The 19,190-nt window shown below is 68.8% G+C and carries 11 protein-coding genes; 8 read left to right on the forward strand and 3 right to left on the reverse strand.

What is annotated here, in order from left to right; translation table 11 throughout:
* Positions 1-38: 38 nt before the first annotated feature.
* Together ALIDE2_RS02280 and purU are read right to left on the reverse strand one after the other, a co-directional pair.
* Entirely contained in the window at positions 39-935 is an 897-nt protein-coding gene (locus ALIDE2_RS02280) for a LysR substrate-binding domain-containing protein (RefSeq protein ID WP_013517398.1), read from the reverse strand.
* Positions 935-1,783 carry a formyltetrahydrofolate deformylase gene (gene purU / locus ALIDE2_RS02285; protein ID WP_013517399.1) on the reverse strand — a complete coding sequence of 283 codons (849 nt, stop codon included), beginning with the start codon at positions 1,781-1,783 and terminating at the stop codon, positions 935-937. The genes ALIDE2_RS02280 and purU overlap by 1 nt, the downstream gene beginning before the upstream one ends.
* Positions 1,784-1,828: 45 nt before the next feature.
* On the opposite strand from purU, the gene ALIDE2_RS02290 reads away from it, so the two are divergent.
* On the forward strand, positions 1,829-4,495 hold the full coding sequence (locus tag ALIDE2_RS02290) for a sensor domain-containing protein (RefSeq protein ID WP_013721285.1): 2,667 nt from the start codon (positions 1,829-1,831) through the stop codon (positions 4,493-4,495).
* On the opposite strand, the gene ALIDE2_RS02295 is transcribed toward ALIDE2_RS02290, so the two are convergent.
* Positions 4,496-5,356 (reverse strand): ChaN family lipoprotein, encoded by an 861-nt coding sequence (locus ALIDE2_RS02295; protein WP_013721286.1) that lies wholly within the window; start codon positions 5,354-5,356, stop codon positions 4,496-4,498.
* A gap of 266 nt (positions 5,357-5,622) precedes the next feature.
* Between ALIDE2_RS02295 and ALIDE2_RS02300 the strand changes: the two genes are divergently transcribed.
* The 7 genes from ALIDE2_RS02300 to narH all read left to right on the forward strand — a co-directional run bounded on the left by ALIDE2_RS02300 (position 5,623) and on the right by narH (position 19,185).
* On the forward strand, positions 5,623-8,058 hold the full coding sequence (locus tag ALIDE2_RS02300; protein WP_013721287.1) for an adenosylcobalamin-dependent ribonucleoside-diphosphate reductase: 2,436 nt from the start codon (positions 5,623-5,625) through the stop codon (positions 8,056-8,058).
* A 178-nt stretch (positions 8,059-8,236) separates the two neighbouring features.
* Entirely contained in the window at positions 8,237-10,153 is a 1,917-nt protein-coding gene (locus ALIDE2_RS02305; protein ID WP_013721288.1) for a type IV pili methyl-accepting chemotaxis transducer N-terminal domain-containing protein, read from the forward strand.
* Complete coding sequence (locus ALIDE2_RS02310) at positions 10,150-10,824, forward strand: response regulator (RefSeq protein ID WP_013721289.1); 675 nt, start codon at positions 10,150-10,152, stop codon at positions 10,822-10,824. The genes ALIDE2_RS02305 and ALIDE2_RS02310 overlap by 4 nt, the downstream gene beginning before the upstream one ends.
* Before the next feature lie 228 nt (positions 10,825-11,052).
* On the forward strand, positions 11,053-12,348 hold the full coding sequence (locus tag ALIDE2_RS02315; RefSeq protein WP_013721290.1) for an MFS transporter: 1,296 nt from the start codon (positions 11,053-11,055) through the stop codon (positions 12,346-12,348).
* A gap of 18 nt (positions 12,349-12,366) precedes the next feature.
* Positions 12,367-13,812, forward strand: coding sequence for a NarK family nitrate/nitrite MFS transporter (locus tag ALIDE2_RS02320; RefSeq protein ID WP_013517406.1), 1,446 nt, complete (start codon positions 12,367-12,369; stop codon positions 13,810-13,812).
* A gap of 36 nt (positions 13,813-13,848) precedes the next feature.
* Positions 13,849-17,643: a nitrate reductase subunit alpha gene (locus tag ALIDE2_RS02325; protein ID WP_013517407.1), complete on the forward strand. Its 3,795-nt coding sequence runs from the start codon at positions 13,849-13,851 to the stop codon at positions 17,641-17,643.
* An 18-nt stretch (positions 17,644-17,661) separates the two neighbouring features.
* The gene (narH, locus tag ALIDE2_RS02330) at positions 17,662-19,185 is read left to right on the forward strand and encodes a nitrate reductase subunit beta (RefSeq protein ID WP_013517408.1); all 1,524 of its coding nucleotides are present in this window, start codon (positions 17,662-17,664) and stop codon (positions 19,183-19,185) included.
* Positions 19,186-19,190 lie beyond the last annotated feature (5 nt).

The following is a 19,190-nucleotide window of genomic DNA, read 5'->3' on the forward strand; positions in this document are numbered from 1 at the left end:
CGTGGCGTGAGTTTTCTTGCAGCCTCGTGTGAATGGCGCTATGCCATCGAGCGGCGCAGCCAGTCGGCGAAGGCCGCGCATTCCCAGCGCTCCATGGTGCCGGCGCGCCAGCACAGGTAGTGCGCGTAGGGGCTGGGGGCGTCGATGTCGAACAGGCGCACCAGCGTGCCCTGCTCCAGCCAGGGCGCGGCGAGCTTCAGGCGCACCGGGGCCACGCCCATGCCGGCGGCGGCGGCGTCGCACATCAGGCCCACGTCGTTGAACTGCGAGCCTTCGTTGGGCTCGGTCCAGGCGAGGCCGGCGGCGGCGAACCAGGTACGCCAGGGCTCCAGCGGACTGCGCAGCAGGGGCAGGCCTTCCAGGTCCTCGGGGCGCTCGAAGGGACCGTGCTCGCGCACGAAGCCGGGCGAGGCCAGCGGCGTGAGCACGTCGCGCGCGATCTCCACGTGCTCCATGTCGGCGTAGTGGCCGGGGCCGTAGCGCACGACGAGGTCGGCGTCCTCGGCCACCACGTCCAGCAGCGGGATGGAGACGTGCAGCGCCAGGTCGATCTCGGGGTAGGTCTCGGTGAACTGGCGCAGGCGCGGGATCAGGATGACGCGCGCGAAGGTGGGCGTGACGGCGAGCTTGAGCCGCCGCCGCCCGGGGCTGACGGCGTGGCCCGGCAGGCGCTGCAGCGCCGACAGGCCCTCGCGCACCTGCGCGAGGTAGCTGCTGCCCTCGGTGGTCAGGGAGAAGTCGGACCGCCCGAACAGCCGCGTGCCCAGGATCTGCTCCAGCTGCTTGACGCGGTGGCTCACGGCGCTGGGCGTGACGCACAGCTCGTCGGCCGTCTGCGTCACGCTGCGCAGGCGCGCCAGGGCCTCGAAGGTGAGCAGGCACTGGATGGGCGGTATGCGCCGTGCCGCGCTGGCGCTGAACGGGGCGGCGGCCATCAGCGGAACACCACGGTCTTGTGGCCGTTGAGCAGCACGCGGTGCTCGCTGTGCCACTTCACGGCGCGTGCCAGCACCTGGCTTTCGGTGTCGCGCCCGCGTGCCGTCAGGTCCTCGACGGTGTCCGTGTGGTCGGCGCGCGCCACGTCTTGTTCGATAATCGGCCCCTCGTCGAGGTCGGCGGTGACGTAGTGGGCGGTGGCTCCGATGAGCTTCACGCCCCGGTCGTGGGCCTGGTAGTAGGGCTTGGCGCCCTTGAAGCTGGGCAGGAAGCTGTGGTGGATGTTGATCGCGCGGCCGGCCAGCCTGGCGCACAGCTCGTTGGACAGTACTTGCATGTAGCGCGCCAGCACCACCAGCTCCGCCCCTTCGGACTCGATGATCTCGTACTGCCGCGCCTCGGCCTGGGCCTTGGTGGCGGCCGTGACCGGGATGTGGTGGAAGGGGATGTTGTAGCTGGCCGCCAGCTGGTAGAAGTCGCGGTGGTTGCTGATGATGGCGCGCACGTCGATGGGCAGCAGGCCGCTCTTGACGCGGAACAGCAGGTCATTGAGGCAGTGGCCTTCGCGGCTGACCAGGAGCACGGTGCGCATGGCCTCGGCCTTGGCGTGCAGGCTCCAGCGCATGGCATAGGGTTCGGCGAAGCGCGCCAGGTGCTCTTTGAGCGTGGCGCCGTCGTGCTGCGAGCAGGCGAACTGCACGCGCATGAAGAACAGGCCGGTGGCGTCGTCGTTGTATTGGGCGGCTTCCTCGATGTTGCCGCCGTGTTCGAGCAGGAAGCCCGATACGGCGTGCACCAGCCCGAGGCGGTCGGGGCAGGACAGGGTAAGGATGTAGGCGGGGGTCATGGCGCGGATTGTCGCAGCAGGCTCCGGGCCCTTTGCGGAGTGGCGATGGGATCGAATGCGCCGGGGGCCGTCCCCCGGATAGCCCCCTGGTGGGGCATGGCACTGTACCTGCTGGCGGGAGCGGTCTGGGTGGCCGTGGGCGACGGGCTGCTGGCCCACTGGGTGCAGGACCCGCATCTGCTGGCGCGCTGGCAGACCTTCAAGGGCTGGCTGTACGTGGCGTTCACGGGCGTGCTGGCGTGGTGGCTGCTCACGCGCATGCGCAGCGCCGAGCGCGCGCGCTCGGCGCTGGCGCAGGAGCGCGTGCAGATCGAGCGCCACGCGCCGGTGGGCATCGCGCGCGTGGAGCCCGCCGGCATGCGCTTTCTTTCCGCCAACGAGCGGCTGTGCGCCTGGCTGGAGCTGCCGCCGCAGGCCATCGTCCAGCGCCATTTCGACGAGCTGGTGGCGCCCGACGACCGCGCCTCGGCGCAGCGCCAGCTCCAGCAGCTGCTGTCCGGGCAGGCCGGGCACTTCCAGGGTGAGCGCCTGTGCCTGCGCGCGGGAGGTGGGCCGCCCCTGCCCGTGCTGTGCACGGTGAGCCTCGTGCCGGCCGCGCAGGACGAGCCGGCGCACCTGCTGTGCGTGCTGCAGGACATGGGCGGGATCAACGCCGCCCGCGCGGCGCTCGCGCGCAGCGAGAACATCCTGCGCCTGGCGCTCGACGGCAGCGGCAGCGGCATGTGGGACTGGGACCTGGCGCAGCGCCGCATCACCGGCTCACAGGGCCTGCTGCGCCTGCTGCGCTACCGGGGCGCCGAGCTGCCCCGGGGGCTGAACCTGCTGCGCCGCGTGCACCCTGAGGACCGCCACCGCCTGCACCGTGCCGTGCAGCGGGCCATTGCCGCCGGCGGATCGTTCGACGAGACGGCGCGCCTGCAGCGCTTCGACGGCAGCTACTGCTGGTTCCAGGCGCGCGGCCAGTGCCACCGCGACGCCCAGGGGCGGCCGGAGCGCTTCTCCGGCATCCTTGCCGACCTGACGGACCTCCGCACCGCCGAGGAGCGCCAGCGCCTGGCCAGCACCGTGCTCGACAACGCCGTCGAGGGCGTCGTCGTGGCCGACGCGCACGCCCGCATCCTTTCGATCAACCCCGTGGTCACGCGCGTGCTCGGCTACACCGAGGAGGAACTGCTGGGCCGCAACCCGCGCGTGTTCCAGTCGGGGCGGCACGACAAGGCCTTCTACGAGACCATGTGGGAGGCGGTGCGCCGCACGGGCCACTGGCAGGGCGAGATCTGGAACCGGCGCAAGAACGGCGAGATCTTCCCGGAGCGCATGTCGCTGTCGGCCGTACGCGATGCCCAGGGCGCGGTGACGCACTACGTGTGCATGTTCAGCGACATATCGCAGGAAAAGGCCCAGCACCAGCGCCTGGAGTTCCTGTCGCACCGCGACAGCCTGACCGGCCTGCCCAACCGCGCCTGGTTCGTCGAGCAGCTCGGGCAGGCCCTGTGCCAGGCCCAGGTCCATGGCGAGCAGATGGCCGTGCTGCTGCTCAACCTCGACCGCTTCAAGGACGTGAACGACAGCTATGGCCATGCGGTGGGCGACGAGGTGCTCAGGCACATCACCGCCCAGGTGTGCATGAGCCTGCGCCCGGGCGACCTCGTGGGGCGCATGGCGGGCGACGAGATCGCGGTGCTGGCGCGCAACCTGCGCCACAGCGACGGCGCGGCGGCCGTGGCTCAGTACATGATCGCCGCGGCCAGCAAGCCCTGGCGCACGCCCGACGGCATCGAGGTGGTGGCCGGGGTGAGCGTGGGCATCAGCATGTTTCCCGAGCATGCCCGGACGGCCGAGCAGCTGCTGCAGGGTGCGCATTCCGCCGTGTACGGCGCCAAGGCCCGCGGGCGCGGCGCCCATTGTTTCTTCGACGAATCCATGATCCAGGCCGCGCGCGAGCGGCTGGAGATAGAGGCGCGGCTGCGCTCGGCCCTGGCGCAGGGCCATTTGCGGCTGTACTACCAGCCGCAGGTGGACATCGCCACGGGCCGCATCGTGGGCGCCGAGGCGCTGCTGCGCTGGCTCGACCCCGAGGAGGGCGTCATCTCGCCCGCGCGCTTCATCTCCGTGGCGGAGACCTCGGGCGTGATCGGCCCGCTGGGCCGCTGGGTCATGCAGGAGGCCTGCAGCCAGGGCCAGCGCTGGCGCGCGGCCGGCCTGCCCGGGATCCGGCTCGCGGTCAACGTATCGCCGTACCAGTTCCAGCTGACCGACGTGGCGGCCTGCGCCGCCCAGGCGCTGGAGGACAGCGGCCTGCCGCCCCATTGCCTGGAGCTGGAGCTGACCGAGTCGGCGCTGGCCGAGCGGCCCGAGGCCATGCGCCAGGTGCTGCAGCGCCTGCAGGCGCTGGGGGTGCGCATCGCGGTGGACGACTTCGGCACCGGCTACTCCTCGCTGGCGCACCTCAAGCGCTTCCCGATCGACGCGCTCAAGATCGACCAGGGCTTCATCCGGGACATCCCGAGCAGCGCGGACGACATGGCCATCAGCGCGACCATCATCGCCATGGGGCGCAGCCTGGGCCTGACGGTGCTCGCCGAAGGCGTGGAGACGCCCGAGCAACTGGCCTTCCTGCGCGCGCGCGGCTGCGACAGCTACCAGGGCTACCTGTGCAGCCGGCCCGTGCCGGCAGAGCAGTTCGGCGCGCTGCTGCAGGCGCAGGCGTGACTACCGCACGGGCGTAGCCGTGCCGGGCCCGCGCAGCGGCGCGCAGTAGTCCTGCGGCGCCAGGGCGGGCGTCGCGTGGATGTAGTTTGCTTCCGATTCAATAGCTGATGGCGCTTGTCCCGCCTGCGCTATGGCCGTTTTCGACGTAAACCATGCCGGCAGCCAGGTGGGCACGCCCAGGTCGCGCCGCACATGGCCGAAGCCGGCCACCAGCAGCACCGTGCGGCCGCTCTGGCGCGCATCCAGCACGGCCCGGGCCATGCTCGCGTCGCGCGCGAGCTGCACGCGCACCATGGGCATCAGGCGGTCGGGCGGCAGCAGGCCGCAGTGGCCCTCGGCGATGGCCTCGCGCTGCAGCGCCAGCGCGGCGGGGGGCAGGTGGGCATCCAGCGCCGCATCCTGCATGGCCGCGCGCATGCGGCTGCGCGGCAGGTTGCCGCCGCGCACCGGCACGCCCGCCGCCACCGCGGCCATCACCACGGGGGCGTAGCGCTGCCAGGGCCAGGCGTCCCCGTTCCAGCGCAGGGCGGCGCGCACCTGGGCCGCGCCAGCGTCCGGGGGCAGGCCGTCGGTGCCCTGGCCGGCGTCCGCCATCTCGACCACCAGCGCCGCCAGGCGGCCGCGCTCGGCCAGCCAGCGCACGGTGCCCTGCTGCCAGCGCTGGTGGGCGGCGGCATCGTGCTGCTCGCCCAGCAGCAGCGCGTCCACGGCGGGCCAGCGCTCGAGCTGCGCCTGCCAGGCGGCGTCAAGGGGCGGCGGTGCGGAAGGGAGGGCCGCGCAGCCGGGCAGCAGGAGCAGGGCGAGCAGCAAAGGGGGCAGCAGGCTGCCCGGGCGGGGGAGGCGGGGGATGGTCGGTCGCATGCCGGGATGGTAGGCGTGGCGGCAATGCAACCGATCGTAAATTCCTCTTGCGCCGCCGCGAATCGGGCCCGTAATGCGCGCAATTTCCCATGGGCCGAGGCTGGCGTGCTACAGGAATAGAAGGAAGCCGGGGCATGCCGCGGGCGGTTGGCGCAGGGTCTTGATACGGGTTCGGGGCAGGGGGCCTCCGGCCGGTGTACAAACGGGGATTGCCGCCGCGCCCGGGTCGCGGCGTGCCCGTCAGACCCCCTTTCGGAGCCCCATCCATGCAACGTGAAACCACCGACCTCGCCCCCAGCCTGTCCACCCAGCCCATCAGCATGGATGTGCTGAAGGAGAAATACTTCAAGGACGGCGAGAGCGATGTCGAGGACCTGTTCCGCCGCGTGGCTCGGGCCCTGGCCTCGGTGGAGCGCGAGGACATCCGCGAGGCCATGCAGGCGCGCTTCCTGGACAACCTGCGCGCCGGCGCCATCGGCGCGGGGCGCATCATGAGCGCCGCCGGCACCGACATCCAGGCCACCCTGATCAACTGCTTCGTGCAGCCCGTGGGCGACTGCATCCAGGGCGTGGACGATGCCGGCTACCCCGGCATCTACGAGGCCCTGCGCGAGGCCGCCGAGACCATGCGCCGCGGCGGCGGCGTGGGCTACGACTTCTCGCGCATCCGCCCGCGCGGCGCCATGGTCAAGGGCACGGCGTCCATGGCCTCGGGGCCGTGCAGCTACATCAACGTGTTCGACCAGTCCTGCTCCACCGTGGAGAGCGCGGGCGCGCGCCGCGGCGCGCAGATGGGTGTGCTGCGCATCGACCACCCGGACGTGCTGGACTTCATCACCGCCAAGCGCACGCCCGGGCGCTGGAACAACTTCAACGTCTCGGTGGGCGTGCCCGACGCCTTCATGCAGGCCGTGGAGCAGGACCGCGAATGGGAGCTGGTGCACAGCGCTGCTCCGGGCGCCGAACTGCTCAAGGAGGGCGCGCGCCAGCGCGCCGACGGCCAGTGGATTTACCGCACGGTGCGCGCGCGCGAACTGTGGGACACCATCATGAAGTCGGCCTACGACTTCGCCGAGCCCGGCATCCTGTTCCTGGACCAGATCAACACCGACAACAACCTGCACTACACCGAGACCATCCAGGCCACCAACCCCTGCGGCGAGCAGCCGCTGCCGCCCTATGGCTGCTGCGACCTGGGGCCCATCATCCTCACGCGCTTCGTGCGCAACCCCTTCGGCCTGCATGGCGAGGCGTCGTTCGACTTCGACGCCTTCGAGCAGGCCGTGGCGACCCAGGTGCGGGCGCTCGACAATGTGCTCGACGTCACCTTCTGGCCGCTGCCGCAGCAGCAGGCCGAGGCCGCCGCCAAGCGCCGCATCGGCGTGGGCTTCACCGGCATGGGCAACACCCTGGCCATGCTGTGCAAGCGCTACGACCGCCAGGACGGGCGCGACATGGCCGTGAAGATCGCCGAGCGCATGCGCAACGCCGCCTACCGCGCCTCCGTGGAGCTGGCCAAGGAAAAGGGCGCCTTCCCCAAGTTCCAGGCCGACGGCTACCTGGCCAAGGGCACCTTCGCCAGCCGCCTGCCCGAGGACATCCAGAAGCAGATTCGTAAGCACGGCATCCGCAACAGCCACCTGCTGTCCATCGCGCCTACGGGCACGGTGAGCCTGGCTTTCGCGGACAACGCCTCCAACGGCATCGAGCCGCCGTTCTCCTGGACCTACACGCGCAGGAAACGCGAGGCCGACGGCAGCAAGAGCGAATACGTGGTCGAGGACTACGCCTGGCGCTTGTACAAGACGCTGGGCGGCGACGTGAACCAGCTGCCCGCGTACTTCGTGAGCGCCATGGACATGGCCGCCGCCGACCATGTGGCCATGATGGAGGCCGTGCAGCCCTATGTGGACACGGCCATCTCCAAGACCGTCAACGTGCCCGAGGACTACCCCTACGACGACTTCAAGGGCCTGTACATGCAGGCCTGGCACTCGGGCCTGAAGGGCCTGGCCACCTACCGCCCCAACAGCATCCTGGGCGCGGTGCTGGAGGTGCCGGCCGCCGAGGCCAAGCCCGCCAAGAGCGAGCCCGCGCCCGAGCCGGTCCAGCCCTTCGATCCGATGCGCGTCGTGATCGAGAGCCGGCCCAAGGGCGGCCTGTCGGCCGTGGCCGAGAAGATCGAATACTGGACGCAGGAAGGGCACAAGCGCCTGTACCTCATCGTCTCCTTCCTGCCCGTGCCCGACGGGCATGGCGGCACGGTGGACCGCGCCATCGAGTTCTTCATGCCCGTGGGCCAGAGCAGCGAGTCGCAGCAGTGGATCACCTCCAGCATGCGCCTCTTGTCGCTGGCCGCGCGCGGCGGCTTCCTGGAGCGCGCGCTGTCCGACATGCGCAAGGTGGCCTGGGACCGCGGCCCCGTGCGCCTGGGCACCTACCAGCGTGCCGACGGCGCCCAGGTGCCGCTGTGGCACGACTCCGAGGTGGCCGCCGTCGCCTATGCCGTGCAGAACATCCTGGCGCGCCGCGCCGAGGCGCCGCAGCAGCAGGTGCTGCCGCTGGACGAGCCCGACATGCCCGCCGGCATGCCGCCTGCCATGGCCGGCAAGAAATGCCAGGAATGCGGCGCCCACGCCGTGATCCGCAAGGACGGCTGCGACTACTGCACCCAGTGCGGCGCCCTGGGCAGCTGCGGCTGACCTCGTGCACGACCCCGCGCGGCGGCAAGGCGCGGATGCTATTCAAAAGATAGCTATTTGCGCCTGCTGCATACGCCGTAAGGTCTGATTTGACCAGTGGCGGCATAGCCCGCATGGATGGCATGGGCGGCCTGATGATGGTCAAGACGCCCCGCGGCCAGACGCCTACACTCGCGCCATGCGCAAGAAACCCACGCTGTCGACCAAGCTGCTGGCCATGGGCACGGTGTTCCTGCTCGTGGCCCTGGCCTCCATCGGCTTCACGCTGTGGGTCACCTGGCAGCTCGAGGGCGGCGCAGCGGCCGTCAATGAGGCGGGCCGCCTGCGCATGAACATGCTGCGCATGATCCTGGCGCAGCAGAACGAATCGCCCCAGGAATTCGCGCGGCTGAAGCAGCGCTTCAACGACGGGCTGGAGCTGCTGCGCACCGGGGACCCCGCGCGCCCCCTGTTCGTGCCCTGGAACGACGAGACCCGCACGCAGTACGAGCACATCCGCTCGCAATGGCTTTTGCTGCAGCAGGAATGGAAGATGTCCCTGCCGCAGGAGAGCGGCGCCGCCGCCGTGGCGCGCGGCGACGCCTTCGTGAGCGAGATCGACGGCTTCGTGCAGGCCATCGAGGTGCGCATCATGCGCTGGACCGCGGTGCTGCACCTGTTCCACCTGTTTCTCGTGGCCCTGGCCATAGGTTCGGCCGTGGCCTTCATGGCGCTGAGCTATCTGCTGGTGCTCAATCCCGTGACGCGGCTGCAGCAGGCGCTTGGCCGCGTGCGCCAGGGCGACCTGGGCACGCGCCTGGAGGTGGAGACGGAGGACGAGTTCGGCCAGCTGGCGGCCGGCTTCAACCTCATGGCGCATGCGCTGCAGGCCTCGCACGAGGGCCTGGAGCGCAAGGTGCGCGAGAAGACCGCCACCATCGAGGTGCGCAACCAGCGCCTGTCCGCGCTCTACGCCGTGAGCGCGCTGGCGGGCGAGGCCGGCAGCCTGGAGGCCCTGGCCCAGGGCTTCGTGCAGCAGATCCGCAGCGTGGCCGGCTGCGATGCCGCCGCGCTGCGCTGGTCGGACGAGGCCAACCAGCGCTACGTGCTGCTGGCCGCCGACGGCCTGCCCAAGTCCCTGGCTGAGGAGGAGCACTGCCTGAACACCGGCACCTGCGAATGCGGCCAGGCGCAGGAACGGGCGCGCATGCGCGTGATCCCCATCGTCCCGGCGGGAAGGCTGCAGCTGCCGCACTGCCGCGAGGCCGGCTACGAGACCGTGGTCAGCATCCCCGTGCAGCTGCACCAGCGGCTGCTGGGCGAGGTGACGCTGTTCTTCCGCACCACGCTGGACCTGTCCGAGGACATGCGCGAGCTGCTGTCCACCATGGCGCGGCACCTGGCGAGTTCCATGGAGGGGCTGCGCGCCACGGCGCTCGAACGCGAGGCCGCCGTGGCCGAGGAGCGCAGCCTGATCGCGCGCGAGCTGCACGACTCGATCGCCCAGTCGCTGGCCTTTCTCAAGATCCAGACCCAGCTGCTGCGCGACGCCGTGGCCAAGGGCAACACCGAGGCCCGCGACCGCAGCATGGCCGAGCTCGACGTGGGCGTGCGCGAGTGCTATGCCGACGTGCGCGAGCTGCTGGTGCACTTTCGCACGCGCACCCAGGACGAGGACATCGAGGAGGCGCTGCGCGCCACGCTCTCCAAGTTCGAGCACCAGACGGGCGTGGCCGCGGCGCTGTCCATGTCGGGCCAGGGCCTGCCGCTGGCGCCCGACGTGCAGATCCAGGTGCTGCACATCGTGCAGGAAGCGCTGTCGAACGTGCGCAAGCACGCCGGCGCGCGCCACGTGCAGCTGCGCGTGCAGCGCCACCCCTGGCGCTTCGAGGTGCAGGACGACGGCAGCGGCTTCGACCCCCAGGCCGTCCCGCCCGATTCGCTGCACGTGGGCCTGGGCATCATGCGCGAGCGTGCCCAGCGCATCGGCGCCAGCCTGCGGCTCGAATCCCGCGCGGGCGGCGGCGGCACCTGCGTGACTTTGGAACTGCCCGCGGCCGGCGTGGACGAGCGCCTGCCGGACGCCATCACCACCCCATTCATCGCTGCCGCATGACCGCCACCCCCATCACGCTGTTCCTGATCGACGACCACACGCTGCTGCGCCGCGGGCTGGTGGCCCTGCTGTCGCAGTACGGCGACCTGTGCGTGGTGGGCGAGGCGGGCGACGCCGCCGAGGCCCTGCGCCTGCTGCCGCAGCTGCGGCCCGACGTGATCCTGCTGGACAACCACCTGCCCGGCGTGCGCGGCGTGGATGCCATCGCCGGGCTGCGCGAGGCCTCGCAGGGCAGCCGCGTGATCATGCTCACCGTGAGCGAGGACGGCGAGGACCTGGGCGCGGCGCTGCGCCACGGCGCCCAGGGCTATCTGCTCAAGACCATCGACGGCGATCTGCTGGCCCAGGCCATACGCCGCGCCGCGCGCGGCGAGCCCGTGGTCAGCCCCGAGATGATGGGCAAGCTGGTGGCGGCCTTCCAGTCCCAGGGCGCGCCCGAGCCCGACCCCGGGCCCATGCCCCAGGAAGACCCGGCCCCGCAGCTGTCGCCGCGCGAGCAGGAGGTGCTGCGCGAGATCGCCCGGGGCGCGAGCAACAAGGAAATCGCGCGCCAGCTTTCTATCGCCGAGACCACGGTGAAGATCCACGTGCAGCACATCCTGCGCAAGCTGGGCCTGACCTCGCGCGTGCAGGCGGCGGTCTACGCCTCGGACCGGCAACGCGCCGAATAGCTCGCGCATCGGGCTCCTGTTCTTCTGTTTTGATAGCTGCCGGCGCTTGATGTACAAGCGGTGGGGCCCGTTTTTCCTTAAACCCCACGAGAAGGGCATAGTTCTTTCGGAGTAGGACGCGGGCGCGGGCCATCGTTCTTTTGCAGCGGCCCGAGCCTTCCACCGAAGTATGGGAAAACCCTAGCAGCTGCGCGAACATCCATGCACACACCAAGAGAGGACTATTGCATGGCATCCGCGTCGCACCCTGCGGCACAAGACTCCCGCCGCAACCGCCAGGCCTGGTCGGTGCTCATCGTGAGCACCCTGGCCTTCACCGTCTGCTTCATGGTCTGGATGATGTTCGGCGTCATCGGCATCCCGATCAAGAAGATGCTGAACCTCAACGCCACCCAGTTCGGCCTGCTCACGGCCATGCCCGTGCTCACGGGCTCGCTGGTGCGCGTGCCGCTGGGCATCTGGACCGACCGCTACGGCGGGCGCATCGTGATGGCGCTGCTCATGGCTGCCACCGTTCCCGCCATCTGGTTCATGGGTTCGGCCACCGAGTACTGGCACTTCCTCGTGATCGGCCTGTTCGTGGGCCTGGCCGGGGGCTCGTTCTCTGTCGGCACGCCCTACGTGGCGCGCTGGTTCCCCAGGCAGCGCCAGGGCATGGCCATGGGCGTGTACGGCGCGGGCAACTCGGGCGCGGCCGTCAACAAGTTCGTGGCGCCCGTGATCCTGGTGGCCTTCGGCTGGGCCGCCGTGCCGCACGTCTACGCGGCCATCATGCTGGGCACGCTGGTGCTGTTCTGGCTCTTCAGCTACAGCGACCCGGCCCATCTGGTGCCGAGCCACGTGAAGTTCTCCGACCAGCTCAAGGCGCTCAAGGACCCGAAGGTGCTCAAGTACTGCCAGTACTACAGCATCGTGTTCGGCGGCTACGTGGCCCTGTCGCTGTGGATGGTGCAGTACTACGTGGGCGAATACGGCCTGGACATCCGCGTGGCGGCGCTGCTGGCCGCCTGCTTCTCGCTGCCCGGCGGCGTGCTGCGCGCCATCGGCGGCGTGCTCTCGGACAAGTACGGCGCGCACAGCGTCACCTGGTGGGTGATGTGGGTGTGCTGGATCTGCCTGTTCCTGCTGTCGTACCCGCAGACGGACTTCACCGTCGTCACCGTGGACGGCCCCAAGACCTTCCACATCGGCCTGAACGTCTACGTGTTCACCGCGCTGATGTTCGCGCTGGGCATCGCCATGGCCTTCGGCAAGGCGAGCGTGTTCAAGTACATCAGCGACGACTATCCCGGCAACATCGGCACGATCAGCGGCATCGTGGGCCTGGCGGGCGGCATGGGCGGCTTCATCCTGCCCATCATGTTCGGCGTGCTCATGGACTGGACGGGCATCCGCTCCAGCGCCTTCATGCTGATGTACGGCGTGGTCTGGGTCTCGCTGATCTGGATGTATTTCACCGAGGTGCGCCGCACCGACTTGATGGCTTCGCAGGGCACCTCCGGCACGGTGCCGGCGTCCCGCTGATTTGACGGAGGTCTCTGTATGTCTGCCAATTCCGCTACGCAACGGGACAGCCGCGCCGGCCGGCTGCTCACGCTCTGGACCCCCGAGGACAAGCAGTTCTGGGAACGCGAGGGCGAGGCCGTGGCCAAGCTCAACCTGTGGATCTCGGTGCCCGCGCTGTTCCTGGCCTTCGCCATCTGGCAGGTCTGGAGCGTGGTCGCCGTGAACCTGCCGGCCCTGGGCTTCAAGTACTCGACCAACCAGCTGTTCTGGCTGGCCGCGGCGCCGGCGCTGTCGGGCGCCACGCTGCGCATCTTCTATTCCTTCATGGTGCCGGTGTTCGGCGGACGGCGCTGGACGGCGCTGTCCACGGCCTCGCTGCTGATCCCGGCCATCGGCATCGGCTACGCGGTGCAGGACAACACCACCGGCTACCCCACCATGCTGGTGCTGGCGCTGCTGTGCGGCCTGGGCGGGGGCAACTTCAGCTCCAGCATGGCCAACATCAGCTTCTTCTTCCCGAAGGAGCGCAAGGGCTCGGCCCTGGGCGTGAACGCCGGCCTGGGCAACCTGGGCGTGTCCGTGGTGCAGTTCCTGAGCCCGCTGGTCATCACCGCGGGCGTGTTCGGCGTCTTCGGCGGCGACTCGCAGACCATCGTGAAGAACGGCGAGCACGTGCAGGTGTGGGCGCAGAACGCGGCCTTCATCTGGGTGCCGTGGATCGCCATCGCCTCGGTGGCCGCCTGGTTCGGCATGCACGACATCGCCGACGCCAAGGCCAGCTTCGCCGCGCAGGCCGCGATCTTTCGCGCCAAGCACAACTGGATCATGTGCTGGCTGTACCTGGGCACCTTCGGTTCCTTCATCGGCTTTGCCGCCGGCTTCCCGCTGCTCATCAAGAGCCAGTTCCCCGACGTGAACCCGCTGGCCTACGCCTGGCTGGGGCCGCTGCTGGGCGCCCTGATCCGGCCCTTCGGCGGCTGGCTGTCGGACAAGGTGGGCGGCGGCGTGGTCACCTTCTGGAACTTCATCGTCATGGCGCTGGCCGTGCTCGGCGTGCTGTTCTTCCTGCCCAAGGGGATGAGCGCCTATGCCTTCCCCTTCGGTCCGGCGCAGGGCAGCTTCACGGGCTTCTTCCTGATGTTCCTGGTGCTGTTCTGCACCACCGGCATCGGCAATGGATCGACCTTCCGCATGATCCCCGTGATCTTCCTGAACCAGAAGCTGCGCCTGCTGCGCGGCAACGACGAGGCCGCGCAGGCCCAGGCCATCAAGGACGGCAATACCGAGGGCGCGGCCGCCGTTGGTTTCGCCGGCGCGCTCGGGGCCTATGGCGGTTTCTTCATTCCCAAGAGCTATGGCAGCTCTATCGCGGCCACGGGTGGACCCGAGTTCGCGTTATGGATGTTTGCTGTTTTCTATGTCGCCTGTATCGTTATCACTTGGTGGTATTACTCGCGCAAGAACGCCGAGATGCCTTGCTGAGCCACCCCACTACAAAGATTTCCAAGGAGTCCCACGATGAGCCATTTTCTCGACCGTCTCTCGTATTTCGCGCAGCCGCGCGAGACCTTTTCGCAGGGCCACGGCCAGACCAACGGCGAAGATCGCACCTGGGAGGATGCCTACCGCGACCGCTGGGCGCATGACAAGGTCGTGCGCTCCACCCATGGCGTGAACTGCACCGGCTCGTGCTCGTGGAAGATCTACGTCAAGGGCGGCATCGTCACCTGGGAAACCCAGCAGACCGACTACCCGCGCACGCGGCCCGACCTGCCTAACCACGAGCCGCGCGGCTGCGCGCGCGGCGCCAGCTACAGCTGGTACCTGTACAGCGCCAACCGTGTGAAATACCCGATGGTGCGCGGCCGCCTGCTCAAGCACTGGCGCGCGGCACTGGCCGTGGCCAAGAGCCCGGTCGATGCCTGGGCCGCCATCGTGCAGAACGACGAGGCGCGCCGCGAATGGCAGAAGCAGCGCGGCCTGGGCGGCTTCGTGCGCAGCACCTGGGATGAGGTCAACCAGATGATCGCCGCGGCCAACGTCTACACCATCAAGCAGTACGGGCCCGACCGCATCATCGGCTTCTCGCCGATCCCGGCCATGTCGATGATTTCCTATGCCGCCGGCTCGCGCTACCTGAACCTCATCGGCGGCGTGCCCATGAGCTTCTACGACTGGTACTGCGACCTGCCGCCGTCGAGCCCCCAGGTGTGGGGCGAGCAGACCGACGTGCCCGAATCGGCCGACTGGTACAACAGCAACTTCATCATCGCCTGGGGCTCCAACGTGCCGCAGACGCGCACGCCCGACGCGCACTTCTTCACCGAGGTGCGCTACAAGGGTGCGAAGATCGTCTCCGTCACGCCCGACTACTCCGAGGTGGCCAAGCTCGCCGACCTGTGGATGCACCCCAAGCAGGGCACCGACGCGGCCGTGGCCATGGCCATGGGCCATGTGATCCTCAAGGAGTTCTACTTCGACAAGCGCTCGGCGTACTTCGACGACTACGCGCGCCGCTACACCGACCTGCCGCTGCTCGTGGTCCTGAAGGAGAAGCAGCTGCCCGACGGCAGGACCGCCATGGTGCCCGACCGCTACGTGCGCGCCAGCGACTTCGGCGACAAGCTGGGCCAGTCCAACCACCCCGACTGGAAGACCGTCGCCTACGACGTGGATGGCAAGGTGGCGCTGCCCAATGGCTCCATCGGCTTCCGCTGGGGCAAGGAAGGCCGCCCGGATCAGGGGCTGTGGAACCTGGAGGCCAAGGAGGCGCAGGGCGGCAACGACGTCAAGCTCAAGCTCTCGGTGCTGGAGGACGGCGCGCAGGCGCATGAAGTGGTCGACGTGGCCTTCCCCTACTTCGGCGGCATCGAGTCGCCCAACTTCAAGGCCAACGACCAGGGCGGCGACGTGATCGTGCGCCGCGTGCCCATCACCCATCTGGAGCTGAGCGGCGAAGGCGTTGCGGGCCGCGTCGCCGTGGCCACGGTGTTCGACCTGCAGGTGGCCAACTACGGCGTGTTGCGCGGCCTGGCCGGCGAGGAGCGCGACGACGGCTACGACGCCAACGCCCCCTACACGCCGGCATGGCAGGAGAGCATCACCGGCGTCCCGCGCGACCAGGTGATCGCCGTGGCGCGCCAGTTCGCCGACAACGCCGACAAGACGCATGGCCGCAGCATGGTCATCATCGGCGCGGCGATGAACCACTGGTACCACTGCGACATGAACTACCGCGGCATCATCAACATGCTGATGATGTGCGGCTGCATCGGCCAGTCGGGCGGCGGCTGGTCGCACTACGTGGGCCAGGAAAAGCTGCGCCCGCAGACCGGCTGGACGGCGCTGGCCTTCGCGCTGGACTGGATCCGTCCGCCGCGCCAGCAGAACTCCACGAGCTTCTTCTACGCTCATACCGACCAGTGGCGCTACGAGAAGCTGGGCGTCGAGGAGGTGCTCTCGCCGCTGGCCGACAAGAGCGGCTACCAGGGCAGCATGATCGACTTCAACGTGCGCTCCGAGCGCATGGGCTGGCTGCCGAGCGCGCCGCAGCTGCAGCTCAATCCGCTGCAGGTGGTCAAGGACGCGCAGGCCAAGGGCGTGGATCCCAAGGACTACGTGGTGCAGTCGCTCAAGGACGGCTCGCTCACGCTGAGCTGCGAAGACCCCGACAACCCGCTGAACTGGCCGCGCAACATGTTCGTGTGGCGCTCCAACATCCTGGGCTCCTCGGGCAAGGGCCACGAGTACTTCCTCAAGCACCTGCTGGGCACCACCCACGGCGTGCAGGGCAAGGACCTGGGGCCGCAGGAAGCCAAGCCGCAGGAGGTCAAGTGGCATGCCAACGCGCCCGAAGGCAAGCTGGATCTGCTGGTCACGCTGGACTTCCGCATGAGCACCACCTGCCTGTATTCCGACATCGTGCTGCCCACGGCCACCTGGTACGAGAAGAACGACCTGAACACCAGCGACATGCACCCCTTCATCCACCCGCTGTCGGCGGCAGTGGACCCGGCCTGGCAGGCCAGGAGCGACTGGGAGATCTACAAGGGCTTCGCCAAGGCCTTCAGCGAGGTGTGCGAGGGCCACCTGGGCGTGGAGAAGGAAGTGGTGCTCACGCCCATCATGCATGACACGCCCGCCGAACTGGCACAGCCCTATGGCGTCAAGGACTGGAAGAATGGCGAGATCGACCTGATCCCGGGCGTCACCGCGCCGCAGATCACGGTGGTCGAGCGCGATTACCCCAACACCTACCAGCGCTTCACGGCTCTGGGGCCGCTGATGGACCGCATCGGCAACGGCGGCAAGGGCATCAGCTGGAACACCGAGACCGAGGTGGCGCAGCTCGGCGACCTGAACGGCCGCGTGCGCGAGGAAGGCGCGACACAGGGCAGGCCGCGCATCGTCAGCGACATCGACGCCACCGAGGTGGTGATGATGCTCGCGCCCGAGACCAACGGCCACGTGGCCTGCAAGGCCTGGGAGGCGCTGTCCAAGCAGACCGGGCGCGACCACGTGCACCTGGCGCTGCATCGCGAGGACGAGAAGATCCGCTTCCGCGACATCCAGGCGCAGCCGCGCAAGATCATCTCCTCGCCCACCTGGTCGGGCCTTGAGAGCGAGAAGGTCAGCTACAACGCCGGCTACACCAACGTGCACGAGCTGATCCCATGGCGCACCCTCACGGGCCGCCAGCAGTTCTACCAGGACCACCCCTGGATGCGCGACTTCGGCGAGGGCTTCGTGAGCTACCGACCGCCCGTGCACCTCAAGACGCTGCACGAGGTCGAGGGCAAGAAGCCCAACGGCAACCCCGAGATCGCGCTGAACTTCATCACGCCGCACCAGAAATGGGGCATCCACAGCACGTACAGCGACAACCTGCACATGCTCACGCTCAACCGCGGCGGCCCGGTGATCTGGCTCAGCGAGGACGACGCCAGGCGTGGCGGCATCGTGGACAACGACTGGGTGGAGCTGTTCAACGCCAACGGCGCCATCGCCGCGCGCGCGGTGGTGAGCCAGCGCGTGAACCCCGGTATGGTGCTCATGTACCACGCGCAGGAAAAGATCATCAACACCCCGGGCTCGGAGATCACGGGCACGCGCGGCGGCATCCACAACTCCGTCACGCGCATCGTGCTCAAGCCCACGCACATGATCGGCGGCTACGCGCAGTACAGCTACGGCTTCAACTACTACGGGACCATCGGCACCAACCGCGACGAGTTCGTGCTGGTGCGCAAGATGCGCCGCGTCGACTGGATGGATGAGGAGGCGGGCCAGAGCACGGCCAGCGCCCATGCCTGAGAAAGAAGGAGAGACACGATGAAAATACGCGCACAAATCGGCATGGTGCTGAACCTGGACAAGTGCATCGGCTGCCACACCTGCTCGGTCACCTGCAAGAACGTATGGACCAGCAGGCCCGGCATGGAGTACGCCTGGTTCAACAACGTCGAATCCAAGCCCGGCATCGGCTACCCCAAGGAATGGGAGAACCAGGACAAGTGGAACGGCGGCTGGACGCGCCTGGCCGACGGCTCCATCGTCCCGCGCCAGGGGGGCAAGTGGAAGCTGCTCATGCGCATCTTCGCCAACCCCAACCTGCCGCAGATCGACGACTACTACGAGCCCTTCACATTCGACTACGACCACCTGCAGTCGGCGCCGGAGTCCAAGGCCGCGCCCACCGCGCGCCCGCGCAGCCTGATCACGGGCCAGCGCATGGAGAAGATCGAGTGGGGCCCGAACTGGGAGGAAATCCTGGGCGGCGAGTTCGCGAAGCGCAGCGCCGACGTGAACTTCGAGCAGGTGCAGAAGGACATGTACGGCCAGTTCGAGAACACCTTCATGATGTACCTGCCGCGCCTGTGCGAGCACTGCCTGAACCCGGCGTGCGTGGCATCGTGCCCCTCGGGCTCGATCTACAAGCGCGAGGAAGACGGCATCGTGCTCATCGACCAGGACAAGTGCCGCGGCTGGCGCATGTGCGTCTCGGGCTGCCCGTACAAGAAGATCTACTACAACTGGCAGACCGGCAAGGCCGAGAAGTGCATCTTCTGCTACCCGCGCATCGAGGCGGGCCAGCCCACGGTGTGCTCCGAGACCTGCGTGGGCCGCATCCGCTACCTCGGCGTGCTGCTCTACGACGCCGACCGCATCCAGGAAGCGGCCAGCGTGGAGCGCGACCGCGACTTGTACGAGGCGCAGTTGGGCATCTTCCTCGACCCCAACGACCCTGAAGTGATCCGCCAGGCCAAGCTCGACGGCATCGCCGACAACTGGCTCGAAGCTGCCAGGAACAGCCCGGTGTACAAGATGGCGGTCGACTGGAAGGTGGCGCTGCCGCTGCACCCCGAGTACCGCACGCTGCCCATGGTCTGGTACGTGCCGCCGCTCTCGCCCATCACCTCGGCGGCCAACGCCGGCCACGTGGGCGTGAACGGCGAGATCCCCGACGTGTCGCAGCTGCGCATTCCCGTGCAGTACCTGGCCAACATGCTCACCGCCGGCGACACCGGCCCCGTGGTGCGCGCGCTCGAGCGCATGCTGGCCATGCGCGCCTACCAGCGCGGCCTGCACGTGGACAAGGTGCAGAACATGGCCGTGCTCCAGCAGGCGGGGCTGACGGTGCACGACGTGCAGGACATGTACCAGGTCATGGCCATCGCCAACTACGAAGACCGGTTCGTGATCCCTTCCACGCACCGCGAATACGCCGAGAATGCCTTCGACGTGCGCGGCGGCTGCGGCTTCTCGTTCGGCAACGGCTGCTCCGACGGCGCCTCCGACGTCAGCATCTTCGGCGGCAAGAAGCCGCGCACCATCCCCATCAAGGCCGTGGTCTGAGGAGC

Origin of the sequence: Alicycliphilus denitrificans K601 (assembly GCF_000204645.1) — a bacterium.
GTDB lineage: Bacteria > Pseudomonadota > Gammaproteobacteria > Burkholderiales > Burkholderiaceae_C > Alicycliphilus > Alicycliphilus denitrificans.

Excerpts from the sequence above, each read along its gene's own strand:
- ALIDE2_RS02320 (WP_013517406.1), top strand. The coding sequence starts at position 12,367 with ATGTCTGCCAATTCCGCTACGCAACGGGACAGCCGCGCCGGCCGGCTG.
- narH (WP_013517408.1), top strand. The coding sequence starts at position 17,662 with ATGAAAATACGCGCACAAATCGGCATGGTGCTGAACCTGGACAAGTGC.
- ALIDE2_RS02280 (WP_013517398.1), bottom strand. The coding sequence starts at position 935 with ATGGCCGCCGCCCCGTTCAGCGCCAGCGCGGCACGGCGCATACCGCCC.
- purU (WP_013517399.1), bottom strand. The coding sequence starts at position 1,783 with ATGACCCCCGCCTACATCCTTACCCTGTCCTGCCCCGACCGCCTCGGG.
- ALIDE2_RS02300 (WP_013721287.1), top strand. The coding sequence starts at position 5,623 with ATGCAACGTGAAACCACCGACCTCGCCCCCAGCCTGTCCACCCAGCCC.
- ALIDE2_RS02325 (WP_013517407.1), top strand. The coding sequence starts at position 13,849 with ATGAGCCATTTTCTCGACCGTCTCTCGTATTTCGCGCAGCCGCGCGAG.
- ALIDE2_RS02295 (WP_013721286.1), bottom strand. The coding sequence starts at position 5,356 with ATGCGACCGACCATCCCCCGCCTCCCCCGCCCGGGCAGCCTGCTGCCC.
- ALIDE2_RS02310 (WP_013721289.1), top strand. The coding sequence starts at position 10,150 with ATGACCGCCACCCCCATCACGCTGTTCCTGATCGACGACCACACGCTG.
- ALIDE2_RS02305 (WP_013721288.1), top strand. The coding sequence starts at position 8,237 with ATGCGCAAGAAACCCACGCTGTCGACCAAGCTGCTGGCCATGGGCACG.
- ALIDE2_RS02290 (WP_013721285.1), top strand. The coding sequence starts at position 1,829 with ATGGGATCGAATGCGCCGGGGGCCGTCCCCCGGATAGCCCCCTGGTGG.
- ALIDE2_RS02315 (WP_013721290.1), top strand. The coding sequence starts at position 11,053 with ATGGCATCCGCGTCGCACCCTGCGGCACAAGACTCCCGCCGCAACCGC.